The sequence below is a fragment of the Collinsella sp. AM40-7AC genome (assembly GCF_003468125.1).
In the GTDB taxonomy this organism is placed as follows: Bacteria; Actinomycetota; Coriobacteriia; order Coriobacteriales; family Coriobacteriaceae; genus Collinsella; species Collinsella aerofaciens_O.
Genome location: NZ_QSGK01000017.1, coordinates 557 through 21,494 on the forward strand (window position 1 = coordinate 557; position 20,938 = coordinate 21,494).

21 protein-coding genes, 2 tRNA genes and 1 pseudogene (1 of these 24 only partly in view) are annotated in these 20,938 nt (G+C 64.9%); 20 read left to right on the forward strand and 4 right to left on the reverse strand.

All coding sequences use genetic code 11. The features are described 5' to 3' along the window. From DW892_RS09980 to DW892_RS10075, 20 genes are all read left to right on the forward strand, one after another. Nucleotides 1-45, forward strand: a tRNA-OTHER gene (locus DW892_RS09980); it begins 64 nt to the left of the window's first position. 75 nt (nucleotides 46-120) lie between these two features. After that, nucleotides 121-2,154, forward strand: a complete 2,034-nt coding sequence (locus DW892_RS09985; protein WP_117767296.1) for an ABC-F family ATP-binding cassette domain-containing protein — start codon at nucleotides 121-123, stop codon at nucleotides 2,152-2,154. Beyond that, a complete protein-coding gene (locus DW892_RS09990) occupies nucleotides 2,141-2,437 on the forward strand; it encodes a hypothetical protein (RefSeq protein ID WP_168170409.1) in 297 nt (98 codons plus the stop codon). Before DW892_RS09985 ends, DW892_RS09990 begins: the two co-directional genes overlap by 14 nt. Nucleotides 2,438-2,446: 9 nt before the next feature. Next, nucleotides 2,447-3,130 carry a site-2 protease family protein gene (locus tag DW892_RS09995; RefSeq protein ID WP_117767298.1) on the forward strand — a complete coding sequence of 228 codons (684 nt, stop codon included), beginning with the start codon at nucleotides 2,447-2,449 and terminating at the stop codon, nucleotides 3,128-3,130. Between the two features lie 84 nt (nucleotides 3,131-3,214). Then, on the forward strand, nucleotides 3,215-4,024 hold the full coding sequence (locus DW892_RS10000; protein WP_117767300.1) for a ScpA family protein: 810 nt from the start codon (nucleotides 3,215-3,217) through the stop codon (nucleotides 4,022-4,024). 11 nt (nucleotides 4,025-4,035) lie between these two features. Further along, nucleotides 4,036-4,764: an SMC-Scp complex subunit ScpB gene (scpB, locus tag DW892_RS10005; RefSeq protein ID WP_117767302.1), complete on the forward strand. Its 729-nt coding sequence runs from the start codon at nucleotides 4,036-4,038 to the stop codon at nucleotides 4,762-4,764. Between the two features lie 22 nt (nucleotides 4,765-4,786). Further along, on the forward strand, nucleotides 4,787-5,716 hold the full coding sequence (locus DW892_RS10010) for a pseudouridine synthase (RefSeq protein ID WP_117629380.1): 930 nt from the start codon (nucleotides 4,787-4,789) through the stop codon (nucleotides 5,714-5,716). 66 nt (nucleotides 5,717-5,782) lie between these two features. Next, nucleotides 5,783-6,469 carry a (d)CMP kinase gene (gene cmk / locus DW892_RS10015; RefSeq protein ID WP_117767304.1) on the forward strand — a complete coding sequence of 229 codons (687 nt, stop codon included), beginning with the start codon at nucleotides 5,783-5,785 and terminating at the stop codon, nucleotides 6,467-6,469. 3 nt (nucleotides 6,470-6,472) lie between these two features. Further along, the gene (locus tag DW892_RS10020) at nucleotides 6,473-7,201 is read left to right on the forward strand and encodes a lysophospholipid acyltransferase family protein (protein ID WP_117767305.1); all 729 of its coding nucleotides are present in this window, start codon (nucleotides 6,473-6,475) and stop codon (nucleotides 7,199-7,201) included. 2 nt (nucleotides 7,202-7,203) lie between these two features. Beyond that, a complete protein-coding gene (locus DW892_RS10025) occupies nucleotides 7,204-8,103 on the forward strand; it encodes a 4-hydroxy-3-methylbut-2-enyl diphosphate reductase (protein ID WP_117767307.1) in 900 nt (299 codons plus the stop codon). Between the two features lie 2 nt (nucleotides 8,104-8,105). Then, nucleotides 8,106-9,548, forward strand: coding sequence for a DUF512 domain-containing protein (locus DW892_RS10030; protein ID WP_117767309.1), 1,443 nt, complete (start codon nucleotides 8,106-8,108; stop codon nucleotides 9,546-9,548). A gap of 10 nt (nucleotides 9,549-9,558) precedes the next feature. Then, nucleotides 9,559-10,893, forward strand: coding sequence for a ribosome biogenesis GTPase Der (gene der / locus DW892_RS10035; protein WP_006236029.1), 1,335 nt, complete (start codon nucleotides 9,559-9,561; stop codon nucleotides 10,891-10,893). Next, the gene (plsY, locus tag DW892_RS10040) at nucleotides 10,886-11,569 is read left to right on the forward strand and encodes a glycerol-3-phosphate 1-O-acyltransferase PlsY (RefSeq protein ID WP_117583167.1); all 684 of its coding nucleotides are present in this window, start codon (nucleotides 10,886-10,888) and stop codon (nucleotides 11,567-11,569) included. The genes der and plsY overlap by 8 nt, the downstream gene beginning before the upstream one ends. A gap of 9 nt (nucleotides 11,570-11,578) precedes the next feature. Continuing rightward, entirely contained in the window at nucleotides 11,579-12,586 is a 1,008-nt protein-coding gene (locus DW892_RS10045; RefSeq protein WP_117767311.1) for an NAD(P)H-dependent glycerol-3-phosphate dehydrogenase, read from the forward strand. Nucleotides 12,587-12,604: 18 nt separating this feature from the next. Beyond that, on the forward strand, nucleotides 12,605-13,276 hold the full coding sequence (gene rpe / locus DW892_RS10050) for a ribulose-phosphate 3-epimerase (protein ID WP_117767313.1): 672 nt from the start codon (nucleotides 12,605-12,607) through the stop codon (nucleotides 13,274-13,276). Between the two features lie 6 nt (nucleotides 13,277-13,282). Beyond that, nucleotides 13,283-14,461, forward strand: coding sequence for a cysteine desulfurase family protein (locus DW892_RS10055; protein WP_117767315.1), 1,179 nt, complete (start codon nucleotides 13,283-13,285; stop codon nucleotides 14,459-14,461). Then, nucleotides 14,458-15,267 carry a Nif3-like dinuclear metal center hexameric protein gene (locus DW892_RS10060; RefSeq protein WP_117767317.1) on the forward strand — a complete coding sequence of 270 codons (810 nt, stop codon included), beginning with the start codon at nucleotides 14,458-14,460 and terminating at the stop codon, nucleotides 15,265-15,267. Before DW892_RS10055 ends, DW892_RS10060 begins: the two co-directional genes overlap by 4 nt. Further along, nucleotides 15,264-15,983, forward strand: a complete 720-nt coding sequence (locus tag DW892_RS10065; RefSeq protein ID WP_117767319.1) for a zinc ribbon domain-containing protein — start codon at nucleotides 15,264-15,266, stop codon at nucleotides 15,981-15,983. The genes DW892_RS10060 and DW892_RS10065 overlap by 4 nt, the downstream gene beginning before the upstream one ends. A 2-nt stretch (nucleotides 15,984-15,985) precedes the next feature. Beyond that, on the forward strand, nucleotides 15,986-17,200 hold the full coding sequence (gene coaBC, locus DW892_RS10070; RefSeq protein ID WP_233546933.1) for a bifunctional phosphopantothenoylcysteine decarboxylase/phosphopantothenate--cysteine ligase CoaBC: 1,215 nt from the start codon (nucleotides 15,986-15,988) through the stop codon (nucleotides 17,198-17,200). 80 nt (nucleotides 17,201-17,280) lie between these two features. Then, nucleotides 17,281-17,357: transfer RNA gene (locus DW892_RS10075), tRNA-Pro, on the forward strand. Nucleotides 17,358-17,963: 606 nt separating this feature from the next. Here the strand turns inward: DW892_RS10075 and DW892_RS10080 are convergent. The 4 genes and pseudogenes from DW892_RS10080 to DW892_RS10430 all read right to left on the reverse strand — a co-directional run. Continuing rightward, nucleotides 17,964-19,361 carry a sensor histidine kinase KdpD gene (locus DW892_RS10080; protein WP_117767321.1) on the reverse strand — a complete coding sequence of 466 codons (1,398 nt, stop codon included), beginning with the start codon at nucleotides 19,359-19,361 and terminating at the stop codon, nucleotides 17,964-17,966. A gap of 26 nt (nucleotides 19,362-19,387) precedes the next feature. After that, nucleotides 19,388-20,050: a response regulator transcription factor gene (locus DW892_RS10085; protein ID WP_117767323.1), complete on the reverse strand. Its 663-nt coding sequence runs from the start codon at nucleotides 20,048-20,050 to the stop codon at nucleotides 19,388-19,390. A gap of 45 nt (nucleotides 20,051-20,095) precedes the next feature. Next, on the reverse strand, nucleotides 20,096-20,473 hold the full coding sequence (locus DW892_RS10090; protein ID WP_147349873.1) for a hypothetical protein: 378 nt from the start codon (nucleotides 20,471-20,473) through the stop codon (nucleotides 20,096-20,098). 16 nt (nucleotides 20,474-20,489) lie between these two features. Beyond that, nucleotides 20,490-20,938: pseudogene (locus DW892_RS10430) on the reverse strand (lantibiotic ABC transporter permease); the annotation flags it as partial.

The following is a 20,938-nucleotide window of genomic DNA, read 5'->3' on the forward strand; positions in this document are numbered from 1 at the left end:
TGACTGGCAGTCAAGAGGTCAGGGGTTCGATCCCCCTCGTCTCCACCCGAGCATTGAATGAGGCTCCAACGCAAGTTGGGGCCTTTTTTCATATAGGCACACAAGGTCAAAGGCGGCAGCATGATCCTCCTGGTCGACAAGATCGAAAAAAGCTTCGGCGCACGCGTCCTCTTTAGCGGCGCGTCCTTCCAGATCAACCCCGGCGAGCGCTTCGCGCTCGTGGGCCCCAACGGCGCCGGCAAAACCACCATGCTCAAGATCATCATGGGCATCGACAGTCCCGACTCCGGCCAGGTCCAGTACGCAAAGGACTGCCAGGTGGGCTACCTAGAGCAGGAAACTAATCTGGAACAAAAGGACACCACCATCCTCGCCGAGGTCATGGCCGCCGCCAAGGAAATCCGCCGCATGGGCGAGCGCGCTAACGAGCTGCAGGCCCAAATCACCGAGCTCTCCGAGCAGGGCAAGGACGTCGACGCACTCCTCAACGAGTACGGTCAGGTCCAGGACCGCTTTGAGCACCTGGGCGGCTACGAGCTCGAGAGCAACGCCCGCAAGATCCTGTCCGGCCTGGGCTTTAAGGTCACTGACTTTGAGCGCCCATGCTCCGAGTTCTCGGGCGGCTGGCAGATGCGCATCGCGCTCGCCAAGCTCTTCCTGCGCCATCCCGACCTGCTGCTTCTGGACGAGCCCACTAACCACCTGGACCTCGAAAGCGTCCAGTGGCTGCGTGGCTTTATCGCCAACTACGACGGCGCCGTCCTCATCGTCAGCCACGACCGCGCCTTTATGGACGCCTGCGTCGACCACGTCGCCGCGCTCGAGAACCGCCGCGTGACCACCTACACCGGCAACTACAGCAGCTACCTCAAGCAGCGCGAGGACAACCTGGAGCAGATGCGCGCCAAGCGCGCTGCCCAGGAGCGCGACATCGCCCATATGCAGGTCTTCGTCGACAAGTTCCGTTACAAGCCCACCAAGGCAGCCCAGGCCCAGGAGCGCATCCGCAAGATCGAGCAGATCAAAAAGGAGCTTGTCATCCTACCCGAGGGCCACAAGCACATCGACTTTAAGTTCCCTGACCCACCGCGCTCAGGCGATATGGTCGTGGGCCTGGAGGGCGTCTCCAAGTCCTACGGCGACAAGCACATCTACAGCGATATCGACCTCAAGCTCTACCGCGGCGAGCACGTGGCGCTCGTCGGCCCCAACGGCGCCGGCAAGTCCACGCTCATGAAGATCATCGCGGGACTGGAGCCGCCCACCACCGGCACCCGCGACCTGGGCACCAACGTGGGCGTGGCCTATTACGCCCAGCACGCGCTCGAGGGCATGACCGAGTCCAACACCGTCCTGCAAGAGATCGACACCGTCACGCCCAAGTGGACCGTGCCACAGCAGCGCAGCCTACTGGGCGCCTTCCTGTTTAGCGACAACGATTCCATCGAGAAGCAGGTTCGCGTCCTCTCCGGCGGCGAAAAAGCGCGTCTGGCCCTGGCCAAGATGCTCGTGGCCCCCGAGGCGCTCCTGTGCCTGGACGAGCCCACCAACCACCTAGACATCGACTCGGTGGACATGCTCGAGAACGCCCTGCAAAACTTCCCCGGCACCATCGTGCTGATCAGCCACGACGAACACCTGGTGCGCGCCGTGGCCAACCGCGTGATCGACATCCGCGATGGCAAGGTCACGGTCTATGACGGCGACTACGACTACTACCTCTACAAGCGCGAGGACCTCGCAGCCCGTGCCGCCGCCGAGACGGCAGGGGAGAGTGCGCCGGCCACGGCCAAGTCCACCAAAGCCAGCGCCGCCCAGGCCGACACCCCCGCAGCTGCCCCCAAACCCGCCGAGGGCAAAAAGACCAAGGAGCAAAAGCGCGCCGAGGCCCAAGCCCGCGCAGCGCTCAATAAAAAGCTCAAGGGCGTGCGCAACCAGCTCAAGAAGATCGAGACGGAGCTCGACAAAAAGCGTGCCCGCTATGACGAGCTTATGGAATTGATGGCAAGCGAAGAGCTTTATGCCGATCAAGACAAGTTCAACGCCGCGCTGGGGGAATATAACGGCCTTAAGCAAGAGCTGCCCAAGCTCGAGGACGAATGGCTCGAGCTTTCCACCCAGATCGAAGAGGAGACCGCGCGTGAACTCTCGTAAGGCCGCTGCCGTGGCGATGAGCATCATCGCCATCGCCTGTCGCATCTGCGGCATCTTTATGAGCGCGATGACCGTGCTGCTGTGCTTTAGCGGCCTCACCGCCAAGCTGCAGATCGTGGGCTTTGTCGTTGAGCTTTCGCGCGCGCTGCCGAGCGCCATCGCCGGCTACGGCGTCATCACATCGCCCTTTGGCGGCGTGTTCCGCCTGGATTACGCCATCGTGGCCGTCATCCTGTTTGTGATCGACTACCTGCTCACGCGCGCCTCGCGCCGCGTTCGCTAGGGGAGCGCCATGTCCAGCAGCTACATCATGAATCTGCTCGCCAGCGCCGTCGCCGTCATCGTGGGAATCGTGATCCACGAGAGCGCGCACGCCGCCGCGGCCTGGGCACTCGGCGATAAGACGGCCCGTTCGCGCGGCCGCGTGTCGCTCAACCCGCTTAACCATATCGACCCGTTTGGCACCATCATCCTGCCGCTGCTCATGCTTGCCGCCGGCGGCCCGGTGTTCGCCTTCGCCAAACCCGTGCCCGTGTACCTCAACAACCTCAAGCACCCCAAGCGTGACGAGGTCCTGGTGAGCGCAGCCGGCCCCGCATCAAACATCGCACTCGCGTGCCTCGCGGCCGCCCTCATGCACGCAACGTACGGCAACCTCTACACCAGCATGTCCTTTGCCGTGGCGTCCCAAATCATGAACTTCGGCGCCACCTTTATCGTGGTCAACCTGTCGCTCGCGTTCTTTAACCTTATCCCGATCCCGCCGCTCGACGGCTCGTCGATCATCGTGCCGTTCCTCAAAGGCAAGGCGCTCAACAACTATTATCGTCTGCAGCAATACGCTATGCCCATCCTCATCCTGGTGCTGTACCTGCTGCCCATGTGGACCGGCATCGACGTGATCGGCCGCTATTTCGACGTTACCGTGTATCCGCTTGCTGAGCAGCTGCTCAACTTCGCAATCGCCGGCATCTAAGGTAAACTTACAGGTCGACCGTGCAAAACGGTCGTAACATGCACCCAAACCGCGCCGCGAAGGCGCCGTCAAAGGAGGTCGAAGATGTCGTATCGCGTGTCGACGCAGGTCTACAGCGGACCGTTCGACCTGCTGCTGCAGCTGGTAACCCGCCAAAAAGTAGATATCAGCGCTATCTCCATCAGCGAGGTGGCCGAGCAGTACCTTGCCGAAGCCGAGCGCATCGAGGCGCTGGACCTGGACGTGGCGAGCGATTTTTTGCTGGTCGCAGCAACCCTTTTGGACATCAAGGCCGCCTCGTTGGTGCCGCAGGAGGCCCCGCGCAAAGCCGATGACGATGACGAGATCGACGATGACCTCGAAGAACTTAGCACGCTCGACGGGGACGCCCTACGCGAGGTCCTGATTCAGCGCCTGATCGCCTACAAGCAGTTTAAAGGCGTGGCTGCGGCCCTCGGTGCGCGCATGCAGGCCGAAAGCCGCATGCATCCGCGCGTAGCCGGCCCCGACCCCGAGTTCCTAGGCCTCATGCCCGACTACCTTGCCGGCATCACGCTGCGCGGTCTCGCCGTCATCTGTGCCGACCTGGACGGCAAGCGCCAGACCTTCCTGCTGGAGGCCGAGCATGTGGCGCCGCATCGCGTGCCGCTCGACCTGACCGTGGCCTCAGTCGACCGCTTTACCATGGCGCACCAAACCTGCACCTTCCGCGAGCTACTGGACGGCGATGCCACCACCGAGCAGCTCGTCGTCACCTTTCTGGCCATGCTGGAGCTCGCCAAGCGCGGCTCGCTCACGCTGAGCCAGGACGAGATCTTTGGAACCATCTGCATCAACCGCGTCGAGGGCGCCGAGGCCTACGTGCCCGGCGAGGTCCCCGAGCTCACCGAATAGGAGCCGCAACCATGTCAACCCTTTCCACGCTGGAGGCAAACAGCCTCAAAGGCGCCCTCGAGGCGCTGCTGCTGGTGTCGAGCGACCCGGTGAGTGCGCCCGCGCTGGCCGGCGCACTGGATATCGCCCCCGGCGAGTGCGCGTCGCTGCTCGCCGAGCTCAAGGTTGAGTACGAGGAGGCCAACCGTGGCTTTCAGCTGCGCGAGGTCGCCGGCGGCTGGCGCCTGTTCACGCACCCCGCTTACCACGACGTGGTCGAGGCCTATGTGTTGAGCTGGGACACGCAAAAGCTGTCCCAGGCGGCGCTCGAAACCCTGGCCGTCATCGCATACCACCAGCCTGTGACGCGCGAGGTGGTCAAGGGCATCCGCGGCGTCAATTCCGACGGCGTCATCGCGTCGCTCGTCGACAAAGGTCTAGTGCGCGAGCTCGGCCGCGACCCCCAGCGAGGTCAAGCCATCATCTACGGCACGACCAACGCCTTCTTGGAAAAGTTCGGTCTGCGCTCCACCCGCGACCTGCCCGACCTGGAGCAGTTTGCCCCCGACGAGCAATCGCGTCAGTTTATCCGCGAGCGCCTGAGCGGCCGCAGCATTCAGTCCACGCTCGAGGAGCAGGCCGATGACCTGGACGAAGAGCGCGAACTGCTCGATACCGATGTTGAAGATGTTGAGGCAGTCAAGGACTTGGAAACCCTGGTCGTCGACGAGACCTCGGAGGATTTGCATGACGAGGACTAACGAAGTAGGGGAGACGCGCGCCATGGGTAACGCAGTACCCGCCACCGACGCCCAGCCCGTCTATCCGCACACCATGCGCCTGCAGCGCTTTTTGGCGCGCGCGGGCGTGGCGAGCCGCCGTGGCTCGGAGGACCTAATGACCGCCGGCCGCGTGACCGTCAACGGCGAGGTCGCGACCGAGCTGGGCACCAAGGTCGATGTCGACCACGATCACATCGAGGTCGACGGCATGCCCGTCAAGCTCAACCAGGGCGCCGTGTACTTGATGCTCTACAAGCCGACCGGCTACCTCACCACCATGAGCGACCCGCAGGAGCGCCCTTGCGTGGCCGACCTGGTCCCGCGCGACCGCTTTCCGGGCCTGTTTCCAGTGGGCCGCCTGGACCGCGACACCACGGGCCTTTTGCTCTTTACCACCGACGGCGACATGTCGCAGGATCTGCTGCACCCCAGCAAGCACGTCTACAAGACCTACCAGGCGCTCGTGGACGGACGGCTGTCCGACCGCGACTTGGAACCACTCCGCAGCGGCATCGAGCTCGACGACGGCCTGTGCCAGCCGGCGATCTGCCGCGTCATCAACGCGCGCGAGGCCGAGGCCGTAGCTCCCCAGGGCGTCAAACCCGGCACCACCGCCGTGGAGGTCATAATCCGCGAGGGTCGTAAAAACCAGGTCAAGCGCATGCTGGGCAAGATTCACCATCCTGTGATCCGCCTGCACCGCTGCAACTTTGCCGGCCTTGAGCTCGAGGGCGTGGCCAAGGGCTCGTGGCGCGAGCTCACCGACCGCGAGGTGCAGATCCTTAAAAGCGGCGGCATCCCGCCCAAGCAGGCGAGCGCCAAGCGCAACGGCGGCAAGCCCCAAGACACGCCCGCCAGCCGCACGCGTCACCACGGCAGCCACGGCTCCGCACCCAAGCGCAACACCTACCGCGAGCGCTACACAGGCTAGGCAACCCGCCGCGCCCCAACGCCCGCGAACCATACCAGCACGTCAACCACCGAAAGGAAGCATTGCATGATCGTCGCCATCGACGGCCCCGCCGGTTCCGGCAAATCCACCATCGCCAAGGAGATCGCCCGTCAGCTGGGCTTTAACAAGCTCGACACGGGCGCCATGTATCGCGCCGTCACCTTCGCCGCGCTCGACCGCGGCATCGATCTGGACGACGAGGCGGCCATCGACGTCCTCGCCGAGCAGATCGAGATTCGCTTTACCAACGGCACCGGCGAGGACACACGCCTGACCATTGACGGCCAGGACGCGTCGGCTGCCATCCGCACCCCGCAGGTCGACGCCAACGTGTCCAAGGTCTCGGCCTACCCGGGCGTGCGCGCCGCCATGCTCATCCATCAGCGCCGCGCCGCCGAGGATCGCGATATCGTGGCCGAGGGTCGCGACATCGGCACCGTCGTGTTCCCCAACGCACAGGTCAAGGTCTTTCTGACCGCCGACCCGCGCGAGCGTGCCCGCCGCCGCGTGCTGCAGCGTCACCAAAACGATGCCCAGCCGCTCACCTCCGAGCAGCTCGAGGCCGAGGTCGACGAGACCCTCGACGCCCTCAAACAGCGCGACAAGCTCGACAGCAGCCGCGAGGTCGCGCCGCTTGTGCCAGCCGAGGACGCCGTGCACGTCGACTCCACCGCCCACACCATCGACGAGGTCGTCCGCATTATCGAGGACCTCATCAACCAAAGGAGGTAGCCCATGCGCCTGTTTAAGCAGACGCCCGAGGATTACTACAACGCCCCCTATGCCGAGTTCCCGGCGCTCATCCGCGGCACCGTCGTCGTAGTCATGGCCATCCTTTGGGCCTTCTCCAAGCTCATGTGGCGCTGGAAGGTCGAGGACGCCGATCTTCTGTTTGAGCGCCAGGACGGCCGCGGCAGCGTGGTCATCTGCAACCACACCTCGATGGCTGAGCTCTTGGCCGTGGAGACGGCGTTGTTCTTTGGCGGCCGCCGCATTCGCCCCATCTTTAAGTCCGAGTTCGCCAAGAGCAAGATCGTACGCTGGGCCTTTAGCCGCGTGGGCGGCATTCCTGTCGAGCGTGGCACCGCCGACATGAAGTGCCTGCGCGCCGCCCAGCATGCGCTGCAGCGCGGCGAGGACGTCCTGATCTTCCCCGAGGGCACGCGCATCCGCTCGCGCGAGATCAAGCCCGAGGTCCACGGCGGTTTTGCGCTCATCGCCCAGATGGGCAAGGCGCCCGTCAACCCGCTCGCCATCTGCGGCTGGTCCGACATCACGCCTGCGGGCAAAAAACTCATGCGTCCCAAGAAGTGCTGGATCCGCGCCGGCAAGGCCGTCTCGCTTTCGGACGCGCCGGCCGGGCTTAGGCGCACGGAGCGCCTGGCCTGGTTTGAGTCCGAGGCTATGAGCCGCGTATACGCCATGCGCGACGAGCTGTGCGCCGAGCATCCGGGCAGGTTCTAGCCATGAGCGAGAACGTGACGAACACTGCCGTGACCGCGTCCGACCAAGCCACCGCGCCTACCATCGAGATCGCCGCCCACGCCGGCACCTGCTACGGCGTGCAGCGCGCACTCGATATGGCCCTGGCGGCCGCCCCGCAGGCGGGGGAGACCGCTACGGTCCATACCCTAGGCCCGCTTATCCATAACCCCATCGTGGTGCGCGAGCTTGCCGAGGCGGGCGTCGGTCTGGCCGAGACCCTGGACGATGCCGCATCGGGCACCGTGATCATCCGCGCCCACGGCGTGGTGCCGCAGGTCATCGATGCCGCTCGCAAGCGTGGCCTTACCGTGGTCGACGCCACCTGCCCCTACGTGAAGAAGGTTCATGTGGCGGCCGAGCGCCTGGTACGCGAGGGCTACCGCGTGGTAGTCGTGGGCGAGCCAGGCCACCCCGAGGTCGAGGGCATTCTGGGCCACGCCGGCAATGATGCGCAGGTCGTGAGTTGCGCTGCCGATGCGGACGCGCTGCCGCTCAAGGGCAAGGTAGGCCTGGTTGTACAGACCACCCAGACCGCGCAGAACCTCGCCGAGGTCGTGGCCGCTATCACCCCGCGCGTACAAGAGCTTCGTGTGATCAACACCATCTGCGCCGCCACGAGCGAGCGTCAACAGGCGGCAGCCACGCTTGCCAACCGCTGCGACTGCATGGTCGTGGTGGGCGGCAAGAACTCGGGCAACACCCGCCGCCTGGCGCAGATTTGCGCAGACGCCTGCGAGCGCACGTATCACATCGAGGAAGCTTCCGAGCTCCAGGCCGCGTGGTTTACCGACGCTCACCACATCGGCATCACCGCCGGAGCCTCCACCCCGCAAGAACACATCGAACGCGCCGTCGCGCGCATCAAGGAGCTTTGCCGCTAATCATGGACCAGACCGTACCCGCATACGCCGCCGAGGTGGCCGATTACGGGCGCAGCCGCGACCCCGAGCCGGGTGAAGGCGCGCTCGTAAAGAACGTGCGTCCCGAATCGCCCGCGTGGGATGTGGGTATCGAGCCGGGCATGCGCGTGCTCACGGTCAACGGCGAGCAGCTCACCGACATGATCGTGTGGCTCTGGGAGGCCGACGATGATACCGTCGACCTCGAGGTTTTCGACCCACGCGACAACACCGTCACCTCCGTCGAGCTCGACCGCTTCCCGGGAGAGGACTGGGGGCTGGAGTTCGACGGCCCCATCTTTGACGGCATGCGCACCTGCGTGAACGCCTGCGTGTTCTGCTTTATGACCATGCTGCCCAAGGGCGGCCGTTCCACGCTCTACATTCGCGACGACGACTATCGCCTAAGCTTTTTACAGGGCAACTTTGTCACGCTCACGAACCTCACCGACGATGATGTTCAAAACGTCATCCAACGCAACATGAGCCCCATGAACGTGTCGGTCCATGCCGTAAGCCCCGACGTCCGCCGCCGCATGATGGGCCGCAACGCCCAGCGCGGCATGGACGTACTCGAAGCCATCATGGCCGCCGGCATCGAGATTCACGCGCAGATCGTGTTGTGCCCCGGCATGAACGACGGCGAGGAGCTGGAAAAGACCCTGCGCTTTTGCGAGGAGCACGAGCAAATCACAAGCCTGGGCATTGTGCCGCTCGGTTTTACCAAGCATCAGAACCGCTTTAGCTGGTCCTACAGCGACAAGCCCGAGCTGGCTCGCGAGACCATTGCCATGATCCGGCCTTTCCAGGACCGAGCCTTCGAGCGCTTTGGCCGCCACACCTTCCAGATGAGCGACGAGTTCTATCTGGACGCCGGCATCGATCCTCCCGAGGCAGACTTTTACGACGGTTACCCGCAGTACTACGACGGCATTGGCATGATCCGCTCGTATCTGGACGAGACCGACGACGTGCTTGCCGCCGACGCCGAGCGTCTGGCCCGCGTCCGCGCTGGCATCGCCGAGCGCAACCAGCGCCTTCTGTGCCTCTCCGGCGCCAGCGCGCGCGACACCGTGGCGCGCTTTGTGGAGTCGCCCCAGGGACTCGCCGGCACCGTCACAGCCATCAAGAACCGCTACTTCGGCGGCAACGTGGACGTGACCGGCCTCATCGTCGCGTGTGACATTCTGGAGCAGCTGCCCCAAGACCTGTCGGGGGTTATGCTCTTTGTGCCTAAGCTCATGTTCAACGCTGACGGCATGACGCTTGACGAGTATCATCGTGACGATTTACTCGCAAGCCTTACCAGTCGCGGCGCCGAGGTTCATGTGGTGTCGACCATGCCGCATGAGCTGCTCGATACCCTGGAGCACATCCTTGGCATTGTGCCTGCCGACTCTACTAATTCCGCTGACCCTACCCATTAAAGGAGAGTAGATGAAACCTATCGTCGCCGTCGTCGGACGCCCCAACGTGGGCAAGTCCACGCTCGTTAACCGCCTGGCCCAGACCTCGGACGCCATCGTCCACGAGTCTCGCGGCGTCACGCGCGATCGCTCATATCACACGGCCGATTGGAACGGCCGCGAGTTCACCATCGTCGACACGGGCGGTATCGAGCCGCTCAAGAGCGACGACGTCTTTGCCACGTCCATCCGCGACCAGGCGCTCGCCGCCGCCGAGGAAGCCGCCGTCATCCTGTTTGTGGTCGATGGCCGCACCGGCGTCACCGAGGAGGACGAGTCGGTCGCTCGCATGCTCAAGCGCTGCGACAAGCCGGTCTTTCTGCTGGTGAACAAGCTCGACAACCCCGATCGCGAGAACGACAGCATCTGGGAGTTCTATTCGCTCGGCATCGGTGAGCCCACGCCGCTCTCGGCCCTGCATGGTCATGGCACGGGCGACCTGCTCGACGATATCGTGGCCCTGCTTCCGGAGGAAGAGGACGAGGTCGCCGACGAGTTCCCCGATGCGCTGAACGTGGCCATCATCGGCCGCCCCAACGCCGGCAAGTCCTCGCTGTTCAACCGCATCCTAGGCGCCGACCGCTCTATCGTGTCCAACATTGCCGGCACGACGCGCGACGCCATCGACACCGTCGTGGAGCGCAACGGCAAGCACTACCGCATGGTCGACACCGCGGGCATCCGCAAGAAGAGCACCGTGTACGAGAATATCGAGTACTACTCGATGGTCCGCGGCCTGCGCGCCATCGACCGCGCCGACGTGGCGCTGCTCGTCGTCGACGCCTCCGTGGGCGTTACCGAACAGGACCAGAAGGTCATGGGTCTTGCCATCGAGCGCGGCTGTGCCATCGTGGTGCTGCTCAACAAGTGGGACCTGCTCGACGACGACCGCAAGCGCGAGGCCTGCATGGAGACCATCGACCGCCGTCTGGGCGTCATGGCTCCCTGGGCCCAGTACCTGCGCATCTCTGCCCTCACTGGCCGCAGCGTCGAGAAGATCTGGGCGATGGTCGACGCAGCCGAGAAGACGCGTTCGCAAAAGATCAGCACCTCGCGCCTCAACACGTTCCTCACCGACCTACGTGAGTTCGGCCACACCGTGGTGGACGGCAAGCGCCGCCTGCGCATGCACTACGTGACTCAGACGGGCGTCAATCCGCCGACGTTCACGTTCTTCGTCAACCACAGCGATCTGGTCAACGACACCTACCAGCGCTACGTGGAGAACCGCATGCGCTCGACCTTCGATTTTGCCGGCACGCCCATTCGACTCTTCTTTAGGAAGAAGGAACAAAAGGATGCATAATCCGATTCTGCTGACCGCCATCTGCGCCGTGGTCTCGTTCTTTATCGGAGCGATTCCGTTTGGCCTGATCCTGGGCCGCGTGTTCAACCACACCGACATTCGCAAGGCGGGTTCCGGCAACATCGGCACAACCAATGCGCTGCGCGTGGCCGGCCCTAAGGTGGCCGCGCTCACGTTGTTGCTCGACTGCCTTAAGGGCGCCATCTGCGTCCTTATCGCGCGTCCGCTCATTGCCGACTTGGGCTATGGCTTCCCCGTAAGCATCATGGCGCCCGGAGCCCCCGGCGATTGGATGCTCGGCGTCATTTGCCTGGCAGCGGTGTGGGGCCATATCTTCTCGCCCTACCTTAACTTCCACGGCGGCAAGGGTATCGCGGTTGGCCTGGGCGTCATCCTCGCCTGGTACTGGCCTATTGGCCTGTCGCTGCTCGGCATGTTTATCGTGGCCGTCGCCATCACCAAGTATGTGTCGGTGGGCTCGCTTGCCGCTGCCATCGGTCTTCCCATCGCTGCTTGCGCGGTCTTTCCGTACAGCAGCCTGGGACTTAAGTTTTGCATGGCGATAATCGGCATCACCGTTGTGTGGGCCCATCGCGCGAATATCCAAAAGCTCATGGCCGGTAAGGAGTCCAAGCTCTCGTTTACCAAGCGCGTCACCGAGCCCGACGATAAGTAGGAGAGAATCATGAATGTTGCGCTGATTGGCTCCGGCTCCTGGGGAACCGCCGTCGCCGGCCTTGCCGCCGCGCGAGCCGAGCGCGTGACCATGTGGGCCCACAGCGAGCAGACGGCCGCCGGCATCAATGGCGAGCACTGCAACCCCCGGTATCTGGTGGACTACGAGCTGCCCGGCAACGTCGTCGCCACGACGGACCTGGCGCAAGCGCTCGACGCCGCCGACGCCATCATCTTTGCCGTGCCCTCCACACACCTGCGCAGCGTATGTCATCAGGCAGCGCCTTTCATCGCCGCCAACACCCCGGTGCTCTGCCTTACCAAGGGCATTGAGCCCGAGTCTGGCCTGCTCATGAGCGAGGTCATTGCCAGCGAGATCGGCAACGAGCGGCGCGTGGCGGCCCTCTCGGGCCCCAACCATGCCGAGGAGATTTGCCGCGGCGGGCTCTCTGCCGCCGTCATCGCCAGCGAGGACCAGCAGGTGGGGGAGACCTTTAAGGAGCTGCTGCTGTCCACGGCCTTCCGCATCTACCTGTCGCAGGATATGACCGGTGTCGAGGTTTGCGGCGCTATGAAAAACGTCATCGCCATCGTGTGCGGCATTTCCGCCGGTTCTGGTGCGGGCGACAACACGCTCGCCCTCATCATGACGCGCGGCCTGGCCGAGATCAGCCGTCTGGTGCACGCCCGCGGCGGCCAGGCCATGACCTGCATGGGACTTGCCGGCATGGGCGACCTCATTGCCACCTGTACCTCGGAGCATTCGCGCAACCGCACCTTTGGCTACGAGTTTGCCCACGGCGTGTCGCTCGACGAGTACCAGACGCGTACGCATATGGTGGTCGAGGGCGCCGTCGCAGCCCGCAGCGTGAGCGAACTCGCCCGTTCACTGGGCGTAGACATTCCGCTCACCTTTGCCGTGGAGCAAACGCTCTACAACGGTGTTACTTTGGATAGGGCGCTCGAGATTCTCACCGACCGCGTCCCTTCTCAAGAGTTCTACGGACTCACCGACTAGCGCAGAAAGGCTACTACCATGGGTTCCATTAAAATCGCTCCGTCCGTCCTCTCGGCCGACATGGCCAACCTCAAGGGCGAACTCGACAAGATCGCCGGTGCCGACTACGTGCACTTCGACGTCATGGACGGCCACTTTACCGGCAACCTCACCTTTGGCGTTGACATCCTCAAGGCCGTCAAGCGCTCCACCAATGTACCGGTCGACGCGCACCTCATGGTGTCGAACCCCGACGAGACGGTCGATTGGTACGCAGACGCCGGCGCCGATATGATCACCGTACACTACGAGGCCTCCACGCACCTGCACCGCACGCTCACCCATCTGCAGCAGCGCGGCGTTAAGGCCGGCGTGGTGCTCAACCCCGCCACCCCCGTGTGCGTGCTGGAGAGCATCATCGACGTTGTCGACATGGTACTGCTCATGAGCGTGAACCCCGGCTTTGGCGGCCAGAGCTTTATCCCCGGTACCATCGCCAAGCTACACGAGCTCAAGGCCATGTGCGAGCGCCACGGCATTTCACCCCTCATCGAGGTCGACGGCGGCATCTCTTCCAAGAACATCGCCGAGGTCGTCAAGGCCGGCGCAAATGTCCTGGTGGCCGGTTCCGCCGTATTTAAGTCCGAAGATCCCGCTGCCGAGGTTGCGCTGCTGCAGAAGCTGGGCAACGAGGCTGCACAGGAGGCATAAACCCTTATGACCGCAGGTCAAAACCGCATACCCGTGAATCTTGACTACGCCGCCTCGACGCCCATGCGCGCCGAGGCGCTCCTTGCGCAGCGCGAATACGACGACAGCGAGCTTGCCGGCGTCAACCCCAACTCGCTGCACTCGCTTGGCCGCAAGGCCGCAGCACGCCTGGAAGTCGCCCGTCGCGAGATCGCCCGCAGCTTTGGCGCGCGCGTTCGCCCGTCCGAGATCATCCTTACCAACGGCGGCACCGAGGCCAACCAGTTGGCGCTGCTCGGTCTTGCCGAGGGCGCCCGTCAGCGCGATCGCAAGCGCGACCGCGTGATCGTGTCGGCGATCGAGCACGATTCGATCCTGGACAACCTTCCGCTGCTGCGTGCCGCCGGATTTACCGTCGACCTGGTGCAGCCCTGCCGCGCGGGCTACATTGAGCCTGCCGCGCTGAGCGACTTGCTCGGCGACGACGTGGCGCTCGTGAGCATCATGGTCGCCAACAACGAGACCGGCGTGGTGCAGCCTATCCGCGAGCTTGCCGCAGCTGCGCACACCGCAGGTGCCCTGTTCCACACCGATGCCATCCAGGGCTACTTGCATATTCCGCTCGATGTCACCGAGCTGGGCGTCGACGCCATGTCCGTCGCAGCCCACAAGATTGGCGGTCCCGTGGCATCTGGCGCACTCTACCTTAAGAGCCGCACGCCGCTGCGCCCGCGCATCTTTGGGGGCGGACAGGAGGCCGGTCGTCGTGCCGGCACGCAAGACCTGCGAACGCAGCTCGCCTTTGCCGCTGCCGCCTCGTCTCTGACGCCCCATGTGGCTCAGGAGCGCGCGAAGCTGCAAACCCTTTCCGACAAGCTCTACGCCACGCTTACGGCCCACCCGCGCATTCACGCCACCATGGGTGACTACGCGCAAGCCGACCGTCTGCCCGGCATGGTATCGATCTACATTGACGGCATGGACTCCGAGGAACTCATCATCAAGCTCGACGCCGCCGGCTTTGAGGTGTCGGCAGGCTCGGCATGCTCGAGTGGCAGCATGGACCCGAGCCACGTACTCAGCGCGATGGGCATCGGCCGCGAACAGGCGCTGGGTGCCTTGCGCATCTCCTTCGATGATCGCGTGAATCCAGGCGATCTGGACGACTTTGCCCAGACGCTGCTCTCGATCGCAGGTGCCGCATGATCGTCGCCGAGCTCGAGCGCGCCCTACTGGCACGCTATCCCAAGGCGGACGCCGAGGGCTGGGATCACGTAGGACTCTCCGTTGGCGATCCGGCCGCGGAGATCACCGGCGTTGCCTGCGCACTCGATGCGACCGAGGCTAATGTTCGCCGCGCCCAAGAAGCAAGCGCCAACGTGCTGCTGACGCATCATCCCATATACATCAAGGCACCCGAGGCCTTTTGTCCGGCGGATGCCACACGACCCCAGTGCAGTGCGGCCCTCTACGAGGCTGCCCGCTGCGGGGTGAGCATTATCTCGCTCCACACCAACCTGGACCGCTCGCACGAGGCACGTATCTGCCTAAGTAGGCTTTTGGACGCCGCGCCCGCAAGCTCGTTGGAGCACGTGGACGACCCCGAGGCCTGCGGACTGGGCGTACTCGCGACCCTCCACGACCCCTGCAGCCTGCGCGACCTTGCCACTCGCGCCGCCACGGCGTTTGGCAGCGACCCACGTGTGTGGGGCGAGGCCGATCATCCGTGCCGCACCGTCGCCATTCTGGGCGGCTCCGTGGGAGACTTTGGAGAGCTCGCCATCGCCGCGGGCGCAGATGTCATCGTAACCGGCGAGGCGGGCTACCACGTGGCGCAAGACCTTGCCTTGCGCGGGCTGCCGGTGATCTTGCTCGGCCACGACCGCTCCGAAGAGCCGTTCGTTGATATATTGATGAACTCTGCAGTTGACGCCGGGGCCGACCCCCGTCATGCGATTAAAATACTGAACCCTTGCCAATGGTGGACTGTGACAAAAGGAGAGAACTTATGAGCGCCGGCGCTACGCTACTCAAGCTGCAACAGATCGATTTGGAGCTCGCCCGCAACAAGAGCGAACTTGCCAATATGCCGGAGCTCAAGGAGCTCGCTTCCAAGCGCAAGACCTACGTTAAGCTCAAGGCCGAAATGACCAGGCTCTACGCCCAACGCAAGGACCTGGATATTGAGCTCGACGATCTCAACACCACCGAGATCCAGACCAATAACGCCATCGAGGCCGCCAAGAAGCGCCATGTCGACGGCTCTGACTATCGCGAGGTTCAGGACCTGGAGAACGAGCTCGCCACCCTGGCCAAGCGTCTGGACAAGATTGAGCACACCCGCAAGGACGTCGTTGTCGCCCACAAAGAGGCGCTCGACCGCGAGACCCGCGCGCAGGCAATCATCGCCAAGTTCGAAGAGGGCGTGAAGGCCGATACCAAGGCCGCCCGCGCCAAGGCTGCCGACCTGCAGGCTCAGATCGAAGCCGCCACTAGGGAGCGCACCGCGCTGGCCGCCACGCTGCCGGCCGACGTGCTCACCGACTACGAGCGTCTGCTCAAGCAGTTCCGCGGCTTGGCCGTCGAGACCATCCAGGGCAACATCCCCACGGTCTGCCACACCGCGCTGCAGGCATCGTCCATGAGCGACCTCAACCACGACGGCAGTGAGATTACGCACTGCCCGTACTGCCACCGCCTGCTCGTGCTCCCTAGCAAGGAAGCTTAACGATGACGGCGGCACCCAACAATTCAATGCAACTTGAGGGAAAAACGATCCTGCTGGGCATTACCGGCGGGATCGCCGCCTATAAGTCGTGCAATATCGTGCGCCTGCTGCAAAAGCGCGGCGCACGTGTCAAAGTCGTTATGAGCGAGCATGCCACGGAGTTTGTGGGGCCGCTTACCTTCCGCGCGCTCACCAACGAGCCGGTCGCGGTTGGGCTATTCGACGATCCTTCCGACCCCATCCACCACATTTCGCTGGCGCAGGAGCCCGATCTGGTGGTCGTGGCGCCCGCGACGGCCAATATTATCGCCAAGATGGCCAACGGCATCGCCGATGACCTCATCTCCACCACGCTGCTGGCAACGCCGCGACCCATCGTGATCGCACCCGCTATGAACAACGGCATGTGGAAGGCGCCGGCAACGCAGGCCAACATGGCCACGTTGCGCGAGCGCGGTGTCCATGTGGTGGGACCCGGCAGCGGCTACCTTGCCTGCGGCGACGTGGACACGGGGCGCATGAGCGAGCCCGAGGACATCGTCGAGGCTGTCTGTGAGGTGCTCAACCCCGTGCCGCAAGACCTGACGGGCAAGCGCATCTTCATCACCGCCGGCCCCACGCACGAGCCGATCGACCCGGTGCGATTCATTGGCAACCGTTCTTCGGGCAAGATGGGTATCGCCCTGGCGGGGGAGGCCGCACGTCGCGGTGCCGCCGTCACGCTCGTGCTGGGACCGACATCGCTCGACGTTCCCCGCGGTGTGGAGTGCGTGCACGTACAGACCGCCTCAGAAATGCTCAAGGCAGCGCTGAGCGCCTTCCAGACGGCCGACGCGGCCATTTGCGCCGCCGCCGTCGCCGACTACACGCCGGCGGCCCCAGCGGACCATAAGCTCAAAAAGGCCAACGAGCGCCTGGATCGAATCGAGCTCGTCGAGACCGTTGACATCTTGGCCGAACTTTCACGCCAAAAGGGCGATCGCCTCGTAATCGGCTTTGCAGCCGAGACTGATAACGTCGTCGAGTACGCCGAGCGCAAATTGACCCGCAAAGGCTGCGATGCCATTATCGCCAACGATGTCTCACGCGCCGATTCGGGCTTTGGAACCGACACCAACAAGGCTTGGATCGTGAGCATAGCGGGTACGCAAGAACTACCCGTACTAACAAAACCCCAGCTCGCAGATACAATTTTGGACTTGCTTCAAAATTTGTAAAAAAGTTCTTGCACAAGGACAAAGTTTCGGGTTAATATACTCCCTGTTGCGAGCGAAAGCAGAGCAACAAACAAAAGCTTCGGGACGTGGCGCAGCTTGGTAGCGCACTTGACTGGGGGTCAAGGGGTCGCTGGTTCGAATCCAGTCGTCCCGACCAGAAGTTTGCAGGTCAGGCACTTAGTGCCTGACCTTTTTTGTTTTAAGCAATTGCTTAATTTTCAGTAAGCAACAGGGTGCCAAAAATCTACCTACGCGATAATCGCCTTTTGCGGCTACTTGCGCGTTTTGCACGCGCTTGAGCCGATTTATTAACGCGATATGAATCTACATACGCGTAGCTGGTATGCAGCCGAGTACAGGCTGTATTTATCGCGGCGATTAACACAGATATAGCGACTATAACGGACAAGCGTGTCGCTGTATTTATTCCAGTAGTTCACTTGATCGGTGGACAAGTGGGCTGTTGCAACGAAACGCCAAGCAGGATGGGCTCTATACGAGGACGCCGCAGGGTAATGGCGGGGGAGTGCGGCGGGCGCTCTGAGAGCCGCTGTGTGACCCCATGTCTCCTTAACTCGATAATTTGTGTTTCAAGCCACGAATCGGTCGAGCAATTGCCAAAAGAACGGCCCATGCAGGATTGCACGGGCCTTACATCAGATCAAATTTGAGCTAGAAGCACCAAGCGGAGCAGACGCAACACCATCTCGTCGCGGCCTCGGCGAGCGACATATCGCAGTCGAGGTAGACAACGAGGAAGTCGTCAGGCCCCGCACAGGGGGACCGCGATGGTGGCCACCGCGCCGCCCGAGGGGCTGTTGGCGAGCGAGACGGAGCCCCCGTGGGCGCTCGCGGCCTCGGAGGCGACGTGCAGGCCGAGCCCGTAGTGGCGGCCTCCGTCGCGCGAGGAGCGGGACGAGTCGTCTGTGAAGAGGCGCTCGCAGCCGCGTTCGAGGGCGGCGGGAGAGAAGCCCGGTCCGTCGTCGGCCACCTCGATGACGAGGTGTCCGCCCGCGACGTCGCAGGAGACCACCACACGCGAGCGCGCGTGCTCGGCGGCGTTGGCCACGAGGTTCGCGGCGGCTCGCGCCAGGGCGGTTCGGTCGAGCGGGGCCTCGGGCGCGCCCGCGACAGCGGGGCCCGTGGCCGCGTCGAGCGTCACGCCTCGCGCCCGGGCGATCTGGGCGGCCTCGGCGAGGACCTGCTCGCAGAGCTCGGCCGGCCGCATGGGGGCCCTCTCCGCCCCGCCGGACCCGCGCGAGGCCTCGATGAGCAGGCGCACGTAGCCGTCGAGCCTTTCGACACCGCCGGCTATGTCGCGCGCGGCGGCCGCGAGGTCGGCGTCTTTCTCGTTTTTCAGCTCCTCCGCCACGAAGTCGGCGTTGGCGCGCAGCACGGTGAGCGGCGTCTTGAGGTCGTGGGCGAGCGACGCCACCTGCTCGCGCTGCCCCCGCTCCGCGGCCCAGCGGGCCTCGAGCGACTCGGCGAGGGAGGCCCGCATGGCGTCCATCGCGGCGAGGACGTCGTTCACCTCGCGCACGTTGGTGCTGCCGACCGCGAAGTCGAGCTCCCCCGCGCCGACGCGCCCCGCCGCCTCCGCGAGCGGCGCCATCTTGCGCGAGATCACGCGGCTCGCGCGTCGCGCCACGAGCGCGAGCGCGAGCGCGCTTCCCGCAGCGGCGCCGACGAGCATGAGGTTCTGCGGGTTGGGAAGCAGGCCGGCGAGATCGCGCGAGACCCACTGCGGCAGGTACTCGCTGACGAGTGCGCAGGCCCCGCCGCCCTTGAGCGGGAACGCGGCGTAGGTGAGGCCCGAGCCCCCGCCCTCGATCTCCACTGTTCCCGGATCCGCGGCGAGTGCCGCACGGGTCATTTCCGTCGCGTCCTCGAGCCGCGTGCCCTCGAGGTCTGTCATCAGCACGTATCCGTCCTTGTTCAGGATGAGGTAGCGGTACGCCGTCGGCACGTCCTGCTGCCCGCAGACGCCGTCGCGTGCCAGGCCCTCCGCGACCTCGCGCGCATTGGCCGGCCCCCAGCTTGCCTCGTAGACGAAGCCCGCGCTGATCGCCGCGGAGAGCGCCATGAACGAGGCGAGCCACGCCGTAGCGACCGCCGCGAACGCGTAGGCGAAGTAGCGCGCGATGACGAAGGAGAGCGGCATGCCCCCGCGACCTCGCGCCCCGGTCCTCAGAGCTGCCACTTGTACCCCATCCCCCAGACGGTCGCGATCGGATCGGCACCGGCCTCGGAGAGTTTCCTCCGGGCGCGGCTGACCTGCATGGATATGGCCGCGTCGTCGGCGTCGCTCTCCCAGCCGAGCACCGCCACGCGTATCTGCGCGCGGCTCATGACCTGCCCGGGGTGACGAGCGAGGTACTCGCAGATGGCGTACTCGGTGGGCGTGAGCGGCACGGCCTCGCCGCCCACGGCGAGGCCGCGCGCCCCGAGGTCGATCCGCACCTCCCCGAAGGAGAGGGCGTGCGAGCGCGGCCGGCGCTCACGGCGTAGATGGGCCGCGACCTTGGCGCGCAGCTCCGCGGCCCCGAAGGGCTTGCGGACGTAGTCGTCGGCGCCCAGGCCGTAGCCGGCCACAGCATCCTCCTCGGCCACGCGAGCGGTCAGGAAGACGATGGGCCCGTCGAAGTCCGGGCGGATCTGCCGCACGAGCTCGAAGCCATCGAGCCCCGGCATCATGACGTCGCAGAGCACGAGGTCGAAGCGCGAGAGGTCCATCCCCGGGACCGCCGTCGGGTCCGCCTCCCTGACGACCTCATGGCCGTCGCGGCCGAGGACGCGCGCGAGCGCGTCGAGGATCGCCCGTTCATCATCCACTGCCAGTATCCTCGCCATGTTAGACCTCCTGAAACTCTCGTCGGAATTGTACTAGCGCCGCGCTCAGCGGTCCAGAGCCCTGCGCGCAGCCGCGGGCGCCTCGGCCGCTTCGCACGCGCGGTAGCGCACGCCCGAGCCGCCGCGCGCCTCGATCCCGAGCCAGCCCTCGCCGTCCGACTCCCGCCCGAAGAAGATGAGCTGGAGCTCTCGGACATTGCCCCTGTCGTCCGCCGCGTCCACCAGGTAGACGTAGTTCGCCCCCGCCCCGGTGGCGTCGGCGTAGGAGCTCGCGTGGCTGCCGGGCCCGAGCGCGGGCGCCCACATGGCGATCTCAGGGTTGGGCAGCACGCGGTCGGCGATCGAGCGCAGCGCCGATCCCCAGCCGGCGTCGAGCAGGGCGTTCCCGCCCAGGACGAGCGCTGCGGAGAGGAGGGCGAGCATGGCGGCGAGCGGCCTCCTACGCATCTGCCCTCCCGTCCTCGAAGCGGCAGAACCAGGCGAGAAGGACGGCGTCGGCTGCCAGTGTGAGCACGAGGCCAGCGAGCGCAGTCGTGAGGAGAGGGCCCGCCGCGCGTGCGGCGTCGATGAAGGCCTCCACCCCGAGCGACCCCAGGCGCGCGGGCCAGGCGAGCGGCACCCAGCCCAGGGGCGTCGCCAGGGCACCGGTGAGCTCGCCGGTCATGAGGCCGTGCGCAAGTCCGCCCACCGAGAAGAACGCGAGGAGCGCCCCCGCCGCGCCGCCGCCGATGGCGGCGTTGCGGCCGAGGCGCAGGGCCACGCCGAGCCCCAGCGCGTAGAGGGGCAGGCTGCCCAGCACGATGCCCGCCCAGGCGGCCGCAAGCGGAGCGGGCCCGAGCGGCAGGCGCCCGGAGACGGCGAGCGCGCCCCCGAACGCGCCGAGCGCCA